Genomic DNA, 21,653 nt, shown 5'->3' with positions numbered 1-21,653 from the left:
GAAAGATTGTTCTTTCAAAACTGGATAAACGGTTCATTGAATGTTTCAAACTTTTGGTTAAGTCCTCGATCGATTAGTATTCGTCAGCTCCATGTGTCACCACACTTCCACCTCGAACCTATCTACCTCATCGTCTTTGAGGGATCTTACTTACTTGCGTAATGGGAAATCTCATCTTGAGGGGGCTTCATGCTTAGATGCTTTCAGCACTTATCCCGTCCACACATAGCTACCCAGCGATGCCTTTGGCAAGACAACTGGTACACCAGCGGTGTGTCCATCCCGGTCCTCTCGTACTAAGGACAGCTCCTCTCAAATTTCCTACGCCCACGACGGATAGGGACCGAACTGTCTCACGACGTTCTGAACCCAGCTCGCGTACCGCTTTAATGGGCGAACAGCCCAACCCTTGGGACCGACTACAGCCCCAGGATGCGATGAGCCGACATCGAGGTGCCAAACCTCCCCGTCGATGTGGACTCTTGGGGAGATAAGCCTGTTATCCCCGGGGTAGCTTTTATCCGTTGAGCGATGGCCTTCCATGCGGAACCACCGGATCACTAAGCCCGTCTTTCGACCCTGCTCGACTTGTAGGTCTCGCAGTCAAGCTCCCTTGTGCCTTTACACTCTACGAATGATTTCCAACCATTCTGAGGGAACCTTTGGGCGCCTCCGTTACCTTTTAGGAGGCGACCGCCCCAGTCAAACTGTCCGCCTGACACTGTCTCCTGCCCCGCTAAGGGGCATGGGTTAGAATTTCAATACAACCAGGGTAGTATCCCACCGACGCCTCCTTCGAAGCTGGCGCTCCGAGATCTCTGGCTCCTACCTATCCTGTACAAGTTGTACCAAAATTCAATATCAGGCTACAGTAAAGCTCCACGGGGTCTTTCCGTCCTGTCGCGGGTAACCTGCATCTTCACAGGTACTATAATTTCACCGAGTCTCTCGTTGAGACAGTGCCCAGATCGTTACGCCTTTCGTGCGGGTCGGAACTTACCCGACAAGGAATTTCGCTACCTTAGGACCGTTATAGTTACGGCCGCCGTTTACTGGGGCTTCAATTCGCAGCTTCGCTTGCGCTAACCACTCCTCTTAACCTTCCAGCACCGGGCAGGCGTCAGCCCCTATACGTCACCTTACGGTTTTGCAGAGACCTGTGTTTTTGCTAAACAGTCGCCTGGGCCTATTCACTGCGGCTCTCATGCGCTTGCACGCTCAAGAGCACCCCTTCTCCCGAAGTTACGGGGTCATTTTGCCGAGTTCCTTAACGAGAGTTCTCTCGCACACCTTAGGATTCTCTCCTCGACTACCTGTGTCGGTTTGCGGTACGGGCACCTCTCACCTCGATAGAGGCTTTTCTTGGCAGTGTGAAATCAGGAACTTCGTCCATACGGACTCGCCATCACAGCTCAACGTTACAGTGTGCGGATTTGCCTACACACACGCCTTACTGCTTGGACGCGCACAACCAACGGCGCGCTTACCCTATCCTACTGCGTCCCCCATTTCTCAAACGGTGAGGAGGTGGTACAGGAATATCAACCTGTTGTCCATCGCCTACGCCTATCTACCTCGGCTTAGGTCCCGACTAACCCTGAGCGGACGAGCCTTCCTCAGGAAACCTTAGTCATACGGTGGACGGGATTCTCACCCGTCTTTCGCTACTCATACCGGCATTCTCACTTCTAAGCGCTCCACCAGTCCTTCCGGTCTGACTTCAACGCACTTAGAACGCTCTCCTACCACTGACATCGTAGATGTCAATCCACAGCTTCGGTGAATCGTTTAGCCCCGATACATTTTCGGCGCAGCGTCACTCGACCAGTGAGCTATTACGCACTCTTTAAATGATGGCTGCTTCTAAGCCAACATCCTGGTTGTCTGTGCAACGCCACATCCTTTTCCACTTAACGATTACTTTGGGACCTTAGCTGGTGGTCTGGGCTGTTTCCCTTTTGACTACGGATCTTATCACTCGCAGTCTGACTCCCGTGTATAAATATCTGGCATTCGGAGTTTGTCTGAATTCGGTAAACCGGGATGATACCCCTAGTCCAAACAGTGCTCTACCTCCAGTATTCTCATCACGAGGCTAGCCCTAAAGCTATTTCGGAGAGAACCAGCTATCTCCAAGTTCGATTGGAATTTCTCCGCTACCCACACCTCATCCCCGCACTTTTCAACGTGCGTGGGTTCGGCCTCCAGTAAGTGTTACCTCACCTTCACCCTGGACATGGGTAGATCACCTGGTTTCGGGTCTACGACCACGTACTAATTCGCCCTATTCAGACTCGCTTTCGCTGCGGCTCCGCCTTCTAAAGCTTAACCTCGCACGTAATCGTAACTCGCCGGTTCATTCTACAAAAGGCACGCTATCACCCATTAACGGGCTCTAACTACTTGTAGGCACACGGTTTCAGGATCTCTTTCACTCCCCTTCCGGGGTGCTTTTCACCTTTCCCTCACGGTACTGGTTCACTATCGGTCACTAGGTAGTATTTAGCCTTGGGAGATGGTCCTCCCGGATTCCGACGGAATTTCACGTGTTCCGCCGTACTCAGGATCCACTCTGGAGGGAACGAACTTTCGACTACAGGGCTTTTACCTGCTCTGGCGGACCTTTCCAAGTCGCTTCATCTAACTCATTCCTTTGTAACTCCGTATAGAGTGTCCTACAACCCCAAGAGGCAAGCCTCTTGGTTTGGGCTCTTCCCGTTTCGCTCGCCGCTACTCAGGGAATCGATTTTTCTTTCTCTTCCTCCAGGTACTTAGATGTTTCAGTTCCCTGGGTCTGCCTTCAAGACGCTATGTATTCACGTCAAGATACTACGCGATTAAACGTAGTGGGTTCCCCCATTCGGAAATCTCCGGATCAAAGCTCACTTACAGCTCCCCGAAGCATATCGGTGTTAGTGCCGTCCTTCTTCGGCTCCTAGTGCCAAGGCATTCGCCGTGCGCCCTTAATAACTTAACCTAGTTATTAAGCCTATAAAAAACTTAAAAAATAAATGTGTTTGTTACAATTTCAATGTCGTTTTATCCAGTTTTCAAAGAACAAGTTTTGAAGTATTTCATCGTAATGATGAACCTTCAAAACTGAACGCAAAACGTAATCTTACAAACCCAAGGTTTGTATTCCGAAAATATCCTTAGAAAGGAGGTGATCCAGCCGCACCTTCCGATACGGCTACCTTGTTACGACTTCACCCCAATCATCTATCCCACCTTCGGCGGCTGGCTCCAAAAGGTTACCTCACCGACTTCGGGTGTTACAAACTCTCGTGGTGTGACGGGCGGTGTGTACAAGGCCGGGAACGTATTCACCGCGGCATGCTGATCCGCGATTACTAGCGATTCCGGCTTCATGTAGGCGAGTTGCAGCCTACAATCCGAACTGAGAACGACTTTATCGGATTAGCTCCCTCTCGCGAGTTGGCAACCGTTTGTATCGTCCATTGTAGCACGTGTGTAGCCCAGGTCATAAGGGGCATGATGATTTGACGTCATCCCCACCTTCCTCCGGTTTGTCACCGGCAGTCACCTTAGAGTGCCCAACTAAATGATGGCAACTAAGATCAAGGGTTGCGCTCGTTGCGGGACTTAACCCAACATCTCACGACACGAGCTGACGACAACCATGCACCACCTGTCACCGTTGTCCCCGAAGGGAAAACCATATCTCTACAGTGGTCAACGGGATGTCAAGACCTGGTAAGGTTCTTCGCGTTGCTTCGAATTAAACCACATGCTCCACCGCTTGTGGTACCCGTCAATTCCTTTGAGTTTCAGTCTTGCGACCGTACTCCCCAGGCGGAGTGCTTAATGCGTTAGCTGCAGCACTAAGGGGCGGAAACCCCTAACACTTAGCACTCATCGTTTACGGCGTGGACTACCAGGGTATCTAATCCTGTTTGCTCCCCACGCTTTCGCGCCTCAGTGTCAGTTACAGACCAGATAGTCGCCTTCGCCACTGGTGTTCCTCCAAATCTCTACGCATTTCACCGCTACACTTGGAATTCCACTATCCTCTTCTGCACTCAAGTCTCCCAGTTTCCAATGACCCTCCACGGTTGAGCCGTGGGCTTTCACATCAGACTTAAGAAACCACCTGCGCGCGCTTTACGCCCAATAATTCCGGACAACGCTTGCCACCTACGTATTACCGCGGCTGCTGGCACGTAGTTAGCCGTGGCTTTCTAATAAGGTACCGTCAAGGTACAGCCAGTTACTACTGTACTTGTTCTTCCCTTACAACAGAGTTTTACGAACCGAAATCCTTCTTCACTCACGCGGCGTTGCTCCATCAGGCTTTCGCCCATTGTGGAAGATTCCCTACTGCTGCCTCCCGTAGGAGTCTGGCCGTGTCTCAGTCCCAGTGTACCGATCACCCTCTCAGGTCGGCTACGCATCGTTGCCTTGGTGAGCCGTTACCTCACCAACTAGCTAATGCGCCGCGGCCATCCTATAGCGACAGCCGAAACCGTCTTTCAGTATTGTCCCATGAGGGACAAGAGATTATTCGGTATTAGCCCCGGTTTCCCGGAGTTATCCCAAACTATAGGGTAGGTTGCCCACGTGTTACTCACCCGTCCGCCGCTAACGTCAAAGGAGCAAGCTCCTTCTCTGTTCGCTCGACTTGCATGTATTAGGCACGCCGCCAGCGTTCGTCCTGAGCCAGGATCAAACTCTCCATAAAAGAAATTTGATTAGCTCAAATTGTTTTGCTGGCATCAATTTTGATGTCCAAAATTTTGTTTCGTTCACTAACAAAGTTAGCTAGTAAAAACTATATTGATTACGTTTTGCTTGTTCAGTTTTCAAGGTTCATTTGCGCTAACTGTTTTTAAAAGAGTTAACTTTTATATAATAACATGTTTCTAAAATAATGTCAAACATTTTTTTGTTTTTATTTTTTTAGTTACATGTTGTAACAGCAACTTTTATATAATAACATCTAGTTTTTGAAACGTCAACTGGTTTTATTATTTTTTTAAAAAAAACTATATTCTAAACCTCGGCCAAGTTTTTAAAAATTGAATAGTACGGTTTCTACCTATCTCTAACAACGTTTCCTTTGTCTCTTCATTTAAATCAAATTGGGTAGCACTATAATCATCTACTGGAATAAAAACAATATCCCTTTCGTGTCTTCTTGAAATATATCTTTCATCATGAGCCCCTTTCATAGTAGCAAATAACGCTTCAAATAAATTCAAGCCATTCTTTATCTCTTGTGGGCATTGTTCTTCACTACTTCTACTTAGTTTAAGACCAAGTACAGGTCGCTTTTTACGCCCTTCTTTGTCATCAAATATCCATAAAGGGAAATTACTTAGTACGCCTCCATCAACAATGACTGATTCCCCCCTTCCTGTTTTCAATGTGACTGGTTCAAAAAAGAATGGAATGCCACAACTCATACGTAATGCACAAGCAACAGAAAAATTATTGGCATCAATTTGATATTTGTGTAAATCATCTGGTAAAACAATAATTCTTCCATTCGATAAATCGGATGCTACTAATTTTAATGAACCTTTAGGTAAATCCGAAAAAGTATAAACCCCCTTATCCGCTAATTTTTGAAAAAACCATTTTTCTAATGCTTTCCCTTTATACAAACCTAAATGGTTATAAACATTTATCCATTTCATAAACGGGAATGGTAGAAATGTTTTTCGAGGATCTAATAATGAAGGTACATCTAACTCTTCAAGTATACATTCAATTTCCTTTCCACTATAACCAGCAGCAATAAAAGCAGCTAAAATTGCTCCAGCACTTGTTCCTGCAACTCGTTTAAAATGAAAATTTTCAGCTTCTAATACTTGATACGCTCCAACCAAAGCAAAGCCTTTCAATCCTCCACCAGAAAAAACCCCATCAATCCACAAAATTCCCTCTCCTTTTTTAAGTAATCGTTATATTATAGAAAATTATCAAAGTGATTAGAACTTTAAAAAATGAATTTTGTCGAACTAACGGGCTTATTAGATTGTTTACGTAATCATTAAAAATACATAATAAAAAATAGAACGCCTGCCAGCATAAATCTCAATCCTAAATAAATAAGTAATACTTCAATATCTGCATGTATTCTATTAATGTTCTCATATAGAATATTCAAACCTCCAGCTTTCAAGCCCATCTTAAGTAACTTATTTGTTTCATAATTAAAACATGCCATACAGTCACTAGAATGCCCTTAACGGGCTTTAAAATTGCAAAAATAGTATATTGCCAGCATCTACACTTTCTAATTCTTCTTCTATTGATACTTTGTTAAAATTTAAAATGCTTGATAATGAATTATGATTTTCCATTTTAAAAAAATAACGAGAACCTATAAAAATAATAGATTCTCGTAATTGCTCAAAATAAAAAAAACAGCCAGCAATATGCTGACTGCTTTGTGTGCCTAGCGACGTCCTACTCTCACAGGGGAAGCCCCCAACTACCATCGGCGCTAAAGAGCTTAACTTCCGTGTTCGGTATGGGAACGGGTGTGACCTCTTTGCCATCATCACTAGACAGTATTTAATTGAAAGATTGTTCTTTCAAAACTGGATAAACGGTTCATTGAATGTTTCAAACTTTTGGTTAAGTCCTCGATCGATTAGTATTCGTCAGCTCCATGTGTCACCACACTTCCACCTCGAACCTATCTACCTCATCGTCTTTGAGGGATCTTACTTACTTGCGTAATGGGAAATCTCATCTTGAGGGGGGCTTCATGCTTAGATGCTTTCAGCACTTATCCCGTCCACACATAGCTACCCAGCGATGCCTTTGGCAAGACAACTGGTACACCAGCGGTGTGTCCATCCCGGTCCTCTCGTACTAAGGACAGCTCCTCTCAAATTTCCTACGCCCACGACGGATAGGGACCGAACTGTCTCACGACGTTCTGAACCCAGCTCGCGTACCGCTTTAATGGGCGAACAGCCCAACCCTTGGGACCGACTACAGCCCCAGGATGCGATGAGCCGACATCGAGGTGCCAAACCTCCCCGTCGATGTGGACTCTTGGGGAGATAAGCCTGTTATCCCCGGGGTAGCTTTTATCCGTTGAGCGATGGTACTTCCATGCGGAACCACCGGATCACTAAGCCCGTCTTTCGACCCTGCTCGACTTGTAGGTCTCGCAGTCAAGCTCCCTTGTGCCTTTACACTCTACGAATGATTTCCAACCATTCTGAGGGAACCTTTGGGCGCCTCCGTTACCTTTTAGGAGGCGACCGCCCCAGTCAAACTGTCCGCCTGACACTGTCTCCTGCCCCGCTAAGGGGCATGGGTTAGAATTTCAATACAACCAGGGTAGTATCCCACCGACGCCTCCTTCGAAGCTGGCGCTCCGAGATCTCTGGCTCCTACCTATCCTGTACAAGTTGTACCAAAATTCAATATCAGGCTACAGTAAAGCTCCACGGGGTCTTTCCGTCCTGTCGCGGGTAACCTGCATCTTCACAGGTACTATAATTTCACCGAGTCTCTCGTTGAGACAGTGCCCAGATCGTTACGCCTTTCGTGCGGGTCGGAACTTACCCGACAAGGAATTTCGCTACCTTAGGACCGTTATAGTTACGCCGTTTACTGGGGCTTCAATTCGCAGCTTCGCTTGCGCTAACCACTCCTCTTAACCTTCCAGCACCGGGCAGGCGTCAGCCCCTATACGTCACCTTACGGTTTTGCAGAGACCTGTGTTTTTGCTAAACAGTCGCCTGCCTATTCACTGCGGCTCTCATGCGCTTGCACGCTCAAGAGCACCCCTTCTCCCGAAGTTACGGGGTCATTTTGCCGAGTTCCTTAACGAGAGTTCTCTCGCACACCTTAGGATTCTCTCCTCGACTACCTGTGTCGGTTTGCGGTACGGGCACCTCTCACCTCGATAGAGGCTTTTCTTGGCAGTGTGAAATCAGGAACTTCGTCCATACGGACTCGCCATCACAGCTCAACGTTACAGTGTGCGGATTTGCCTACACACACGCCTTACTGCTTGGACGCGCACAACCAACGGCGCGCTTACCCTATCCTACTGCGTCCCCCATTTCTCAAACGGTGAGGAGGTGGTACAGGAATATCAACCTGTTGTCCATCGCCTACGCCTATCGGCCTCGGCTTAGGTCCCGACTAACCCTGAGCGGACGAGCCTTCCTCAGGAAACCTTAGTCATACGGTGGACGGGATTCTCACCCGTCTTTCGCTACTCATACCGGCATTCTCACTTCTAAGCGCTCCACCAGTCCTTCCGGTCTGACTTCAACGCACTTAGAACGCTCTCCTACCACTGACATCGTAGATGTCAATCCACAGCTTCGGTGAATCGTTTAGCCCCGATACATTTTCGGCGCAGCGTCACTCGACCAGTGAGCTATTACGCACTCTTTAAATGATGGCTGCTTCTAAGCCAACATCCTGGTTGTCTGTGCAACGCCACATCCTTTTCCACTTAACGATTACTTTGGGACCTTAGCTGGTGGTCTGGGCTGTTTCCCTTTTGACTACGGATCTTATCACTCGCAGTCTGACTCCCGTGTATAAATATCTGGCATTCGGAGTTTGTCTGAATTCGGTAAACCGGGATACCCCTAGTCCAAACAGTGCTCTACCTCCAGTATTCTCATCACGAGGCTAGCCCTAAAGCTATTTCGGAGAGAACCAGCTATCTCCAAGTTCGATTGGAATTTCTCCGCTACCCACACCTCATCCCCGCACTTTTCAACGTGCGTGGGTTCGGCCTCCAGTAAGTGTTACCTCACCTTCACCCTGGACATGGGTAGATCACCTGGTTTCGGGTCTACGACCACGTACTAATTCGCCCTATTCAGACTCGCTTTCGCTGCGGCTCCGCCTTCTAAAGCTTAACCTCGCACGTAATCGTAACTCGCCGGTTCATTCTACAAAAGGCACGCTATCACCCATTAACGGGCTCTAACTACTTGTAGGCACACGGTTTCAGGATCTCTTTCACTCCCCTTCCGGGGTGCTTTTCACCTTTCCCTCACGGTACTGGTTCACTATCGGTCACTAGGTAGTATTTAGCCTTGGGAGATGGTCCTCCCGGATTCCGACGGAATTTCACGTGTTCCGCCGTACTCAGGATCCACTCTGGAGGGAACGAACTTTCGACTACAGGGCTTTTACCTGCTCTGGCGGACCTTTCCAAGTCGCTTCATCTAACTCATTCCTTTGTAACTCCGTATAGAGTGTCCTACAACCCCAAGAGGCAAGCCTCTTGGTTTGGGCTCTTCCCGTTTCGCTCGCCGCTACTCAGGGAATCGATTTTTCTTTCTCTTCCTCCAGGTACTTAGATGTTTCAGTTCCCTGGGTCTGCCTTCAAGACGCTATGTATTCACGTCAAGATACTACGCGATTAAACGTAGTGGGTTCCCCCATTCGGAAATCTCCGGATCAAAGCTCACTTACAGCTCCCCGAAGCATATCGGTGTTAGTGCCGTCCTTCTTCGGCTCCTAGTGCCAAGGCATTCGCCGTGCGCCCTTAATAACTTAACCTAGTTATTAAGCCTATAAAAAACTTAAAAAATAAATGTGTTTGTTACAATTTCAATGTCGTTTTATCCAGTTTTCAAAGAACAAATAAAATTTGGTGGAGCCTAGCGGGATCGAACCGCTGACCTCCTGCGTGCAAGGCAGGCGCTCTCCCAGCTGAGCTAATACAAGAGGTTATATATGGTGGCCTAAATGGACTCGAACCATCGACCTCACGCTTATCAGGCGTGCGCTCTAACCAGCTGAGCTATAGGCCTCTTGGAAGTTTTATAAAGTTAGTTATAAACCTTCAAAACTGAACGCAAAACGTAATCTTACAAACCCAAGGTTTGTATTCCGAAAATATCCTTAGAAAGGAGGTGATCCAGCCGCACCTTCCGATACGGCTACCTTGTTACGACTTCACCCCAATCATCTATCCCACCTTCGGCGGCTGGCTCCAAAAGGTTACCTCACCGACTTCGGGTGTTACAAACTCTCGTGGTGTGACGGGCGGTGTGTACAAGCCGGGAACGTATTCACCGCGGCATGCTGATCCGCGATTACTAGCGATTCCGGCTTCATGTAGGCGAGTTGCAGCCTACAATCCGAACTGAGAACGACTTTATCGGATTAGCTCCCTCTCGCGAGTTGGCAACCGTTTGTATCGTCCATTGTAGCACGTGTGTAGCCCAGGTCATAAGGGGCATGATGATTTGACGTCATCCCCACCTTCCTCCGGTTTGTCACCGGCAGTCACCTTAAAGTGCCCAACTAAATGATGGCAACTAAGATCAAGGGTTGCGCTCGTTGCGGGACTTAACCCAACATCTCACGACACGAGCTGACGACAACCATGCACCACCTGTCACCGTTGTCCCCGAAGGGAAAACCATATCTCTACAGTGGTCAACGGGATGTCAAGACCTGGTAAGGTTCTTCGCGTTGCTTCGAATTAAACCACATGCTCCACCGCTTGTGCGGTACCCGTCAATTCCTTTGAGTTTCAGTCTTGCGACCGTACTCCCCAGGCGGAGTGCTTAATGCGTTAGCTGCAGCACTAAGGGGCGGAAACCCCTAACACTTAGCACTCATCGTTTACGGCGTGGACTACCAGGGTATCTAATCCTGTTTGCTCCCCACGCTTTCGCGCCTCAGTGTCAGTTACAGACCAGATAGTCGCCTTCGCCACTGGTGTTCCTCCAAATCTCTACGCATTTCACCGCTACACTTGGAATTCCACTATCCTCTTCTGCACTCAAGTCTCCCAGTTTCCAATGACCCTCCACGGTTGAGCCGTGGGCTTTCACATCAGACTTAAGAAACCACCTGCGCGCGCTTTACGCCCAATAATTCCGGACAACGCTTGCCACCTACGTATTACCGCGGCTGCTGGCACGTAGTTAGCCGTGGCTTTCTAATAAGGTACCGTCAAGGTACAGCCAGTTACTACTGTACTTGTTCTTCCCTTACAACAGAGTTTTACGAACCGAAATCCTTCTTCACTCACGCGGCGTTGCTCCATCAGGCTTTCGCCCATTGTGGAAGATTCCCTACTGCTGCCTCCCGTAGGAGTCTGGTAGTGTCTCAGTCCCAGTGTGGGATCACCCTCTCAGGTCGGCTACGCATCGTTGCCTTGGTGAGCCGTTACCTCACCAACTAGCTAATGCGCCGCGGCCATCCTATAGCGACAGCCGAGACCGTCTTTCAGTATTGTCCCATGAGGGACAATAGATTATTTGGTATTAGCCCCGGTTTCCCGGAGTTATCCCAAACTATAGGGTAGGTTGCCCACGTGTTACTCACCCGTCCGCCGCTAACGTCAAAGGAGCAAGCTCCTTCTCTGTTCGCTCGACTTGCATGTATTAGGCACGCCGCCAGCGTTCGTCCTGAGCCAGGATCAAACTCTCCATAAAAGAAATTTGATTAGCTCAAATTGTTTTGCTGGCATCAATTTTGATGTCCAAAATTTTGTTTCGTTCACTAACGAAGTTAGCTAGTAAAAACTATATTGATTACGTTTTGCTTGTTCAGTTTTCAAGGTTCATTTTGTTTCGTTTAGTGCGTCACCTCTTGGCGACTCATTTATAATATCAAGATTCATAAACTATGTCAACACTTTATCTAAAAAAATTAAAATAGTTTTTCATTACATGCATTTACTCTAATAGAACAACGGAGTAATAAGGCAATCACAACTCTTTTATGACTGCCTTATTAGTTCTTTATTTACTCTATTCATTTGTAATTATTCGTGAAATATAAAACGTACGATTTTTTCCTAAATCAAAAATTTCACCTGTAATACTTAATTTAATAATAGGACGTGTAGGTGCATATCTATTAACGAACATTACTTCACCACGTTCTAGATTAGAAAGTTCAATAATTGTTCCAATTGGTAAGTCTGCCACTAAGTCAATCAACGCTCTTACTACTTTAATATCAAATTTTCCAAACTCAGACTCATTAATCATTTCTATTACTTTAAATGAGGATTGTTTGGAGCGATAAACACGCTCACATGTCATAGCATGAAAAACATCGGCAACTGCAATAATCTGCGCAAAAACCGATATGTTTGCGATTTTCTCACCTTTAGGATATCCGCTTCCGTTTAAGCGCTCATGATGCTGGAAAATGGCTTCTTTAATTGTATCTTTTAAGATTGTTAAATCCTTTACCATGTTATAACTATATATAGGATGTTTATGAATCTCTGAAAATTCTTGTTCAGTTAATGTAGTTTTTTTATCTCGAATACGTGGGTGAATTTTAGCCATACCGCAATCTGCTAGTAGACCGCCAATTGCAATTTGAATAGTTAACCCTTTATCGTAACCTAATTTTTGAGCGATTACAGAAGAAATCAGTGCTGTTCCTACACAATGGTGGTATAAATAATCTTTTGGATTCGAATATTCGTTTAAGTTAAAAATAATTGTACGATCTTCTAAGACCATATCCAATAATGGCAAAATGATCGAACGTGCTTTTGTAATATCTACCTTCGCACCAGCTTCCCAATTTTTAAACTCTTTCTTAAATTGTTCAACAGAATTACTATAAACTCTTTTAAACGTTGGAACAGCTTCTGGTTGGAAAGCAAAATCTATTTCTTTTTCAGTCTCTACTGAAACTTCTTTTAAATTATCTTTGTATACAGGAGCTCTTGAAATATTAAATGCGCTAAAAACTTGTAAATGCTCATGTGATACTACTGTATCTTTAAAAATTATTGGATATTGTGTATTAGCAAAAATATCTTCAGAAATAACTTTTCCAATACGTAATTCTGAAATTGGGACATGTACCGTTTCCACGAAATTAAACACCTCTTTACTATTTCACTTACTTGAACTAAGGTCTATTTATATATTATCACGAATTTCTAAATTATTACTTATTTTTCACGATATATAATAAAAACCGATGAGCAGCAACAAACGCTGTCTTCATCGGTTATTTTTTATTCTTCTATTTCCTCATTTTCATCAGTGGCCTCTTCGTCTTCTTTTTCAACTTTTGCAACAGTTGCAACAAGTTCGTCATCCCCTAAACGAATTAAACGAACACCTTGAGTACTACGACCAATTAATGAAATATCATTGACATCCATACGTATCAGCATTCCGTTGATTGTAATAAGCATTAAATCTTCAGAACCATCAACAGTTTTAACAGCCACCATAGGACCATTTTTATCGGTAATTTGAATTGTTTTTAAACCAACGCCACCACGACTTTGTAAACGATACTCCTCTTCAGTTGTACGCTTACCATAGCCTTTTTCGGTAACGACTAAAATTTCTTGTCCAGGTTCCACGATTTCCATACCAACTACTTCATCGCCTTCTCGTAGCTTAATACCACGTACCCCACCTGCTGTACGTCCCATTGAACGAATATCATCCTCTTGGAAACGAACAAGCATACCGTCACGCGTTCCGATAATCACTTGCTTCATACCATCCGTTAAACGAACAGCAATTAAATCATCATCTTCTCGTAAACTAATAGCAATTAAGCCATTCGTACGGATATTTGCAAATTGAGATACAGGTGTACGTTTTGAAATACCTGTTTTCGTTGTAAAGATAAAGTAAGCATCCTTGTCAAATGAATCAACACGAATCATTGCCGTAACTTTCTCACCTTTATCGATATTCAGTAAGTTAACGATTGGTAAACCTTTCGCCGTGCGACCGTACTCTGGAATTTCGTAACCTTTAGCACGGAATACTTTCCCCTTAGACGTGAAGAATAATATAGTATCGTGCGTAGATGTATTCATAAGGTGCTCGACGAAGTCATCCTCATTAGTTCCCATTCCTTGTACACCACGACCACCGCGCTTTTGACTGCGATATGTATTGGCAGCTAAGCGCTTAATATAGCCATTATGCGTTAACGTAACAACTGAATTTTCTACAGGAATTAAATCCTCATCCTCAATCATTTCCATACCGCCAGATGTAATCTCTGTACGACGGGCATCATTGAAGCGCTCTTTCAGTTCTAATATTTCAGTGCGAATAATCTCAACAATTTTAGCTTCATCGGCTAAGATTGCTTTTAATTCAGCAATTAGCACTTGTAACTCTTGATATTCTGCTTCAATTTTTTCTCGTTCTAAGCCACTTAAACGTACTAAACGCATATCTAAAATTGCTTGGGCTTGACGTTCAGATAAATTAAACCGTTCCATTAATTGCGGTTTAGCTTCCTCACCACTACGAGAACCGCGGATAATCGCAATAATTTCATCAATATGATCTAGGGCAATTCGTAAGCCCTCTAAAATATGAGCACGGTCTTCTGCTTTCTTTAAATCGAATTCAGTACGGCGGCGAATGATGACTTTTTGATGCTCTAAATAATGATACAGCATCTCTTTAATGCCCATTACTTTTGGCTGTCCATTTACTAAAGACAGCATATTAACACCAAAGCTTGATTGCATCGCTGTTTGCTTATAAAGATTATTTAACACGACATTTGCATTGGCATCTTTTCGTATTTCAATAACTACACGCATACCACGGCGGTCAGATTCATCTCGTAGATTGGTAATGCCATCGATTTTTTTATCGCGAACTAGCTCAGCAATCTTTTCAATTAATTTTGCCTTATTTACTTGGTAAGGTAATTCATGAATAAGAATTGTTTCTTTACCGTTTGACTTTTGTTCGATTTCTACTTTAGCTCGAATAATAATGGAACCACGGCCTGTTTCATAGGCACGGCGAATACCACTGCGTCCTAAAATCAATCCACCAGTTGGGAAATCCGGTCCTGGAATAATTTCCATCAATTCTTCCGTAGTAATTGCAGGATTTTCAGATAGTGCTAACACTCCATCAATCGTTTCCCCTAGATTATGCGGAGGAATGTTTGTTGCCATACCAACCGCAATTCCTGCCGCTCCATTTACTAATAAGTTTGGATAGCGACTTGGTAAAACGACCGGTTCTTTTTCAGAGCCATCATAGTTATCAGTATAGTCAATTGTGTTTTTATTAATATCTCGAAGCATTTCCATTGCAATACGAGACATACGCGATTCTGTATAACGCATCGCAGCTGCTCCGTCGCCATCAACAGAACCAAAGTTTCCGTGACCATCAACAAGCATGTAACGATAACTAAAATCTTGTGCCATACGTACCATGGCATCGTAAATTGAAGAGTCACCATGTGGATGGTACTTACCCATTACATCCCCAACGATACGTGCTGATTTTTTGTACGCTTTATCTGCTGTATTTCCTAACTCTTGCATGCCGTATAAAATACGACGATGAACTGGCTTTAATCCATCGCGTACATCTGGTAATGCACGCGAAACGATTACACTCATTGCATAATCGAGGAAGGATGTTTCGATTTCTTCTGTTATATTAACTCCTTTAACACCGGAGCGTTCTTGTTCTGACAAAGTGTAGACCTCCCCTCAAGAAAAATTAAATATCTAAATTAGCGTATACCGCATTTTCTTCGATAAATTGACGACGAGGTTCTACTTCATCGCCCATTAAGCGTTCGAATGCTTCGTTCGCTTTAATTGCATCATCTAATTCCACTTGTAATAATGTGCGGTGCTCTGGATCCATTGTTGTATCCCACAGTTGCTCCGCATTCATTTCACCAAGACCTTTGTAGCGTTGAACTACAGGCTTAGGCATGTTTGGCAGTCGCTCTAAAATCTCTTGTAGCGCAATATCATCATAGCAATATTCAACATGCTTCCCTTGCTTCACTTGATAAAGTGGTGGCTGTGCAATATAAATATAACCAGCATCTACTAAAGGTCGTAAGAAACGGAAGAAGAATGTTAACAATAATGTACGGATATGTGCTCCATCTACATCGGCATCGGTCATTATAATAATTTTATGATAACGCGCTTTTTCTAAATTAAATTCTTCCCCAATACCAGTACCGAAGGCTGTAATCATTGCTCGAATTTCAGCATTGGATAATATTTTATCTAATCGTGCTTTTTCCACGTTTAAAATTTTACCACGTAAAGGTAAAATTGCTTGGAAGTGACGGTCACGTCCAGATTTCGCCGAACCACCGGCAGAGTCACCCTCTACAATGTAAATTTCACATTCAGCTGGGTTTGTAGAAGAACAGTCAGCAAGTTTACCCGGTAAGCTTGATACTTCAAGCGCTGATTTGCGGCGTGTAAATTCGCGTGCCTTTTTGGCTGCCACACGTGCCCGAGCTGCCATTAAACCTTTATCGATAATTTTTCGCGCTACAGTTGGATTTTCTAACATGAAACGTTCAAAACCATCTGAAAATAACGCATTCGTAATTTGGCTTACTTCGGAGTTACCAAGCTTTGTTTTCGTTTGTCCCTCAAATTGAGGATCAGGGTGCTTAATAGATATAATAGCCGTTAACCCTTCGCGAACATCTTCACCTGTAAGGTTCGTATCAGCTTCTTTTAATAAGCCATTTTTACGCGCGTAATCATTGATAACACGCGTAAGTGCTGTTTTAAAGCCTGACTCATGTGTACCACCTTCATACGTATTGATGTTATTTGCGAACGAGAAAATATTCGATGAAAAACCAGCATTATATTGCATGGCGATTTCAATAGAAATACCGTCCTTTTCGCCAAGAACATCAATTGGCTCATGGATAGGCTCTTTAGACTTGTTCAAGTGCTCTACATAAGAACGAATACCACCTTCATAATGATATGTAGTGGAACGTATCTCATCTTCACGCTCATCTGCAATTGTAATTCGAATACCACGATTCAAATAGGCTAATTCGCGAATACGATGTGCTAAAATATCGAATTCATATTCTGTTGTTTCTTTGAAAATTTCAGGATCTGCTTTGAAACGAGTAGTTGTTCCGTTATGATCGGTTTCACCAATAACAGTTAATGCCTGTGTTGTTTGACCACGTTCAAATTTTATTTCGTGGATTTGTCCCTCGCGATGAACTTGAACAATTGTCTCAACTGACAAAGCATTTACTACTGATGCCCCTACACCATGAAGACCGCCTGATACTTTATAGCCCCCACCGCCGAATTTACCACCGGCATGGAGCACTGTCATAATGACTTCGACAGCTGGTTTACCCATCTTTTCTTGAATACTGACAGGAATTCCTCGACCATTATCTTCTACACGAATCCAATTGTCTTTTTCAATCGTAACTGAGATATCAGTACAAAAACCTGCAAGTGCTTCATCTATACTATTATCAACAATTTCCCATACTAAATGGTGAAGTCCTTTAGAGCTTGTTGAACCGATATACATCCCCGGTCTTTTTCGAACCGCTTCTAAACCTTCTAATACCTGTATTTGATCGGCTTCATACGCTTGATCTTGTAAACCTTCGTTTTCTATAGCCACGGCTTCCATCTACTCCTTCATAACATCATTGTGTGTAAATGAATGAACAGTCAACCGAGCTGACTATTACCATTCTTTTATAATCTAAAAAACTCCCTGGCTAACTTTCTTCAATCGCACCTTGTTTCACGTGGAACAGCTGAGCATGTTCCATCGTCTCATGATGAATTCCATCAACACTTGTAGTCGTTACAAAGGTTTGGACTTCACCTTGAATGGTATTTAATAAATGCGATTGGCGATAATCATCGAGTTCCGACAATACATCGTCTAAAAGTAGAATGGGTGTTTCATTTGTTTCTTGTTTAATTAACTCAATTTCGGCGAGCTTTAATGACAGAGCAGTTGTTCGTTGTTGCCCTTGTGAGCCATATGTTTGCACATCATAGCCATTCACTAAAAATTGTAAATCATCTCGATGTGGTCCAACCATCGTGACACCACGCTCAAATTCACGATTCTTTGCCTCTACTAACTTTTTCAGTAAGAGATCTTCCATTTCACTAGCAGTCTGTCCTTTATCAATACCTGCTACAGTGCGGTATTTAATCATTAAAGTTTCCTTACCTTGTGAAATTCCTGCATGAATCGGCTCTGCCCACTCTTGTAATAAATCCATAAATTGAAATCTTTTTCGAATAATTTGGGTAGCTGCGTGAATATACTGCTCATTATAAACATCATACATCACGTCGTTTGTCATTATCTTACCCTGATTCATTTTCAAATAATGATTGCGTTGTTTTAAAATCTTTTGAAAGGTTAATAAATCATGTAAGTAGACGGGCGAAATTTGCCCAATCTCCATATCAATAAAACGTCGTCGTATTTGCGGGCTCCCTTTAACAACATTTAAATCTTCTGGCGCAAACATAACCACATTCATTTGACCAATATAATGACTAAGACGACTTTGTTCAATATGATTAATTTTACCCTTTTTGCCCTTTTTCGTAATGGTAAGCTCTATTGGTAAAATACCGTGCCTTTTTTGAACGGCCCCTTCTATTTTACCATAGTCTGAATCCCAACGTATCAATTCTTTATCGTTCGTCGTGCGATGTGATTTAGCCATCGCTAATACGTAGATGGATTCCATCACATTTGTTTTTCCTTGGGCATTTTCACCAATAAATACATTTATTTTTGGAGAGAATTTTAACGTTAACGCATCATAGTTGCGGTAATTTGTAAGTTTTAACTGCTCAATATGCATAATTTATTGTCCAGTGGGCCCAACAATTCGGAACCGGCCACATCCAGGAATATTTACAACATCTCCGTTACGTAATTTGCGACCACGGCGATCATCTACCTCGCCATTTACGTAAACATCATTTTCGTGTAAAAACCATTTTGCCATACCGCCTGAGCTAATCGCATCAGTCATTTTTAAAAGTTGCCCTAACGTGACAAACTCTACATCGATTTCAATGTCTTTCATAGCTGTGTTACCCTCCAAATACAGAATGTCTATCTCTCTATCATACCTAAAAATGCTTCATAAGTAAAAAAAGATAGCCGCAACGAGCGACTATCCCAAAGTTTATCAAAGCAAGTGAACATAACTTAAAATCCAATTTATTCTATATAATACAACTAATAGAAATTAGATGATTAATATGTGCGAACTGGTAAAATTAGTTGCAGAATTGCATCATCATGAACAGAGCGTAAAATAAATGGTCTCATCGCACCAGTAAATTGAATAACCACATCTTGACCATCAATTGCTTTCAATGCTTCCATCATGTATTTAGCGCTAAAGGAAATTTTTAAGTTATCCCCTTCTAATGCTTCCACAGGTATTTCTTCTTGTACTTTACCTATCTCTGGAGAATTCGATGAAACTTCAACCGCTTGACTATCTAATATTTCGAAGCGCACGACATTATTACGATCTCCTCGTGCGACAAGTGATGCACGATCAATTGCTTGTAATAAAGCTTTACCGTTAATCGTTACATTTGTTTGATATTCTTCTGGAATTAAACGTGATGTATCTGGGTAGTTCCCTTCAAGTAAACGAGAGAAGAATAATACATCTCCTGTTTTAAATAATACTTGCTGACTTGTAATAACAATTTGGACAAGATTTGTAGAATCTTCTAACACCTTATTTAACTCATTTAAACTTTTACCAGGAATAACTACACTATGTTCAACTTCAGGTAAATCTTCTAACTGTACTTTACGTCTTGCTAAACGGTGGCTATCTGTTGCAACACAGATTAATGTTTCGTTTTTAATCTGCCAGTTTACACCTGTCAACACGGGTCTGCTTTCAGAAGTCGCCACTGCGAATACTGTTTCACGGATAATTGATTTTAGTAAGTCTGCAGGAATAGTAAATTTTTGATCCTCTGTTAATTCAGGTAACAAAGGATATTCAGCAGCATCAGAGCCAATTAAATGGAATTCTGATTTTCCTGAACGAATATGCGTTTGGAAACCTGTCGTTACTTGAATTTCAACCTCGTTTGTCGGCAATTTACGAACAATTTCATTGAACATACGTGCTTGTACAACGATTGAACCCGTTTCCGCAATGTGAATAATTTGTTGTCCATCTTCTTCTACTGGGATAAATGTTTGAATTGTAATATCTGCATCACTACCAGTTAGACGAATTCCTTCGTTTGTTACATCAATTTTAATCCCCGTTAATATCGGAATTGTTGTTTTAGAACTTACGGCTTTCATGACATCATTTAAACCTTCTAGTAAACGGTCACGTAAAATATCAAATTTCATTTGTTTTCCCTCACATATTTATATTATTTATTTATTAAATATAAAAAGATATAGTAATAGGTCCTGTGGATTTGTGGATAAGTGCTTCTAGGTGAATAAAATCAGTCTATCCACATGTAGATAGACTGTGTATAAGTTTGTGTTTAAAAATTAGAGTTGTCCACAAGTTTATTTCCCTAGCATGCTACGAATTTGTTTAATATCTTGTTGCAGTTGAACGTCATTTTTCAACAAAGAAGATATTTTTTCATGCGCATGGATAACAGTAGTATGGTCACGACCACCAAACTCTTCGCCAATTTTCGGCAGCGAGAAATCTGTTAATTCGCGTGATAAAAACATCGCAATTTGTCGAGGAAAGGCGATTAGCTTAGTTCGTTTTTTAGCTGAAAAATCTTCTAAACGAATATTAAAGTGCTCTCCTACTGCGTTTTGAATATCTAAAATTGTCACAGTTCTAGGTTTTGCATTAGGAATGATATCTTTTAATGCTTCAGCGGCTAATGTAGCTGTAATATCCTTGTTCACTAACGAAGAGTAAGCTACGACACGAATAAGCGCACCTTCAAGCTCCCGGATATTGGAGTCAATCTGGTTCGCAATATAGAGCATTACTTCGTTTGGTACATCCAAACCGTCCGCTTTTGCTTTTTTTCGTAGAATAGCGATACGAGTTTCTAAATCAGGTGGAGCTATATCAGTAATTAGCCCCCACTCAAATCGAGATCGTAAGCGATCCTCTAAAGTAGGTATTTCCTTAGGTGGACGGTCACTTGATATGACAATTTGTTTTGATTCCTCGTGTAATGTGTTAAAAGTATGGAAAAATTCTTCTTGAGTCGATTCTTTTCCAGCAAGGAATTGAATATCATCAATTAGCAGCACATCTACATTACGATATTTGTTGCGAAAATCGAGTGCTTTATTATCGCGAATAGAGTTAATAAATTCATTTGTAAACTTTTCTGATGATAAGTACACGACTTTTGCGTTTGGATTATGTTCTAACACATAATGGCCAATTGCGTGCATTAAATGCGTTTTGCCAAGCCCTACGCCCCCATATATAAAGAATGGGTTATAAGCCTTTGCAGGGGCTTCAGCAACAGCTAACGATGCAGCATGTGCGAAGCGGTTTCCAGAGCCAATAACAAACGTATCAAATGTATATTTCGGATTTAACATCCCTGGTGAAATATCATGATGGTCGTTATTTTTTGCTTGGATAATCGGCGCTGGTAAGTCAAAATCGTCCGAATCCTGGTTTTTTTGAACAACAAATTTAATAAGCAAGTCTTCGCCTGTTAGCTCCGTTAATATACCTGTAATCAAATGAATATAATGATTTTCAAGCCAGTCTCGAGCAAACGAATTTGGCGCCGCTATTGTCACGGTTGAACCACTTCCATTGTAAGAAAGTAATTTAGTAGACTTTAGCCACGTTTCGAAGCTTGGTTTAGAAATTTTTTGTTCAACTTGAGCCAGGACATTATTCCATAATTCTTCTAAATGTTCCAA

The 21,653-nt window shown here is 42.9% G+C and carries 8 protein-coding genes, 1 tRNA gene and 5 rRNA genes; all 14 read right to left on the bottom strand.

Going from position 1 to position 21,653, the window contains the following annotated elements:
• Positions 1-53: 53 nt before the first annotated feature.
• The 14 genes from LO754_RS00070 to dnaA all read right to left on the bottom strand — a co-directional run bounded on the left by LO754_RS00070 (position 54) and on the right by dnaA (position 21,653).
• Positions 54-2,977: ribosomal RNA gene (locus tag LO754_RS00070) — 23S ribosomal RNA — on the bottom strand.
• A gap of 179 nt (positions 2,978-3,156) precedes the next feature.
• Positions 3,157-4,699, bottom strand: a 16S ribosomal RNA gene (locus LO754_RS00065).
• Positions 4,700-5,003: 304 nt separating this feature from the next.
• The gene (locus tag LO754_RS00060) at positions 5,004-5,897 is read right to left on the bottom strand and encodes a patatin-like phospholipase family protein (RefSeq protein ID WP_024364927.1); all 894 of its coding nucleotides are present in this window, start codon (positions 5,895-5,897) and stop codon (positions 5,004-5,006) included.
• Between the two features lie 522 nt (positions 5,898-6,419).
• Positions 6,420-6,534: ribosomal RNA gene (gene rrf / locus LO754_RS00055) — 5S ribosomal RNA — on the bottom strand.
• 65 nt (positions 6,535-6,599) lie between these two features.
• Positions 6,600-9,516 (bottom strand): 23S ribosomal RNA (locus LO754_RS00050).
• A gap of 178 nt (positions 9,517-9,694) precedes the next feature.
• Positions 9,695-9,769 (bottom strand) — tRNA-Ile (locus LO754_RS00045).
• Between the two features lie 96 nt (positions 9,770-9,865).
• Positions 9,866-11,408 (bottom strand): 16S ribosomal RNA (locus LO754_RS00040).
• The 16S, 23S and 5S rRNA genes sit together here with 1 tRNA gene alongside, the layout of an rRNA operon.
• Before the next feature lie 318 nt (positions 11,409-11,726).
• Complete coding sequence (locus tag LO754_RS00035) at positions 11,727-12,815, bottom strand: HD-GYP domain-containing protein (RefSeq protein WP_024364622.1); 1,089 nt, start codon at positions 12,813-12,815, stop codon at positions 11,727-11,729.
• Between the two features lie 146 nt (positions 12,816-12,961).
• Positions 12,962-15,430 carry a DNA gyrase subunit A gene (gene gyrA / locus LO754_RS00030; protein ID WP_024364623.1) on the bottom strand — a complete coding sequence of 823 codons (2,469 nt, stop codon included), beginning with the start codon at positions 15,428-15,430 and terminating at the stop codon, positions 12,962-12,964.
• Between the two features lie 25 nt (positions 15,431-15,455).
• A complete protein-coding gene (gene gyrB, locus LO754_RS00025) occupies positions 15,456-17,390 on the bottom strand; it encodes a DNA topoisomerase (ATP-hydrolyzing) subunit B (protein ID WP_051147787.1) in 1,935 nt (644 codons plus the stop codon).
• Between the two features lie 91 nt (positions 17,391-17,481).
• Positions 17,482-18,597 carry a DNA replication/repair protein RecF gene (gene recF, locus LO754_RS00020; RefSeq protein ID WP_024364625.1) on the bottom strand — a complete coding sequence of 372 codons (1,116 nt, stop codon included), beginning with the start codon at positions 18,595-18,597 and terminating at the stop codon, positions 17,482-17,484.
• A 3-nt stretch (positions 18,598-18,600) separates the two neighbouring features.
• Entirely contained in the window at positions 18,601-18,825 is a 225-nt protein-coding gene (gene yaaA, locus LO754_RS00015) for a S4 domain-containing protein YaaA (protein WP_024364626.1), read from the bottom strand.
• Positions 18,826-18,998: 173 nt separating this feature from the next.
• Positions 18,999-20,135 carry a DNA polymerase III subunit beta gene (dnaN, locus tag LO754_RS00010; protein ID WP_024364627.1) on the bottom strand — a complete coding sequence of 379 codons (1,137 nt, stop codon included), beginning with the start codon at positions 20,133-20,135 and terminating at the stop codon, positions 18,999-19,001.
• A gap of 168 nt (positions 20,136-20,303) precedes the next feature.
• Positions 20,304-21,653 (bottom strand): chromosomal replication initiator protein DnaA, encoded by a 1,350-nt coding sequence (gene dnaA / locus LO754_RS00005; RefSeq protein WP_024364628.1) that lies wholly within the window; start codon positions 21,651-21,653, stop codon positions 20,304-20,306.

This window comes from Lysinibacillus sp. GJ-1 (genome assembly GCF_021166035.1).
Classification (GTDB): domain Bacteria; phylum Bacillota; class Bacilli; order Bacillales_A; family Planococcaceae; genus Lysinibacillus; species Lysinibacillus sphaericus.
This window is presented reverse-complemented; position numbering and strand designations above follow the sequence as displayed.

Excerpts from the sequence above, each read along its gene's own strand:
- gyrB (WP_051147787.1), bottom strand. The coding sequence starts at position 17,390 with ATGGAAGCCGTGGCTATAGAAAACGAAGGTTTACAAGATCAAGCGTAT.
- yaaA (WP_024364626.1), bottom strand. The coding sequence starts at position 18,825 with ATGAAAGACATTGAAATCGATGTAGAGTTTGTCACGTTAGGGCAACTT.
- dnaN (WP_024364627.1), bottom strand. The coding sequence starts at position 20,135 with ATGAAATTTGATATTTTACGTGACCGTTTACTAGAAGGTTTAAATGAT.
- recF (WP_024364625.1), bottom strand. The coding sequence starts at position 18,597 with ATGCATATTGAGCAGTTAAAACTTACAAATTACCGCAACTATGATGCG.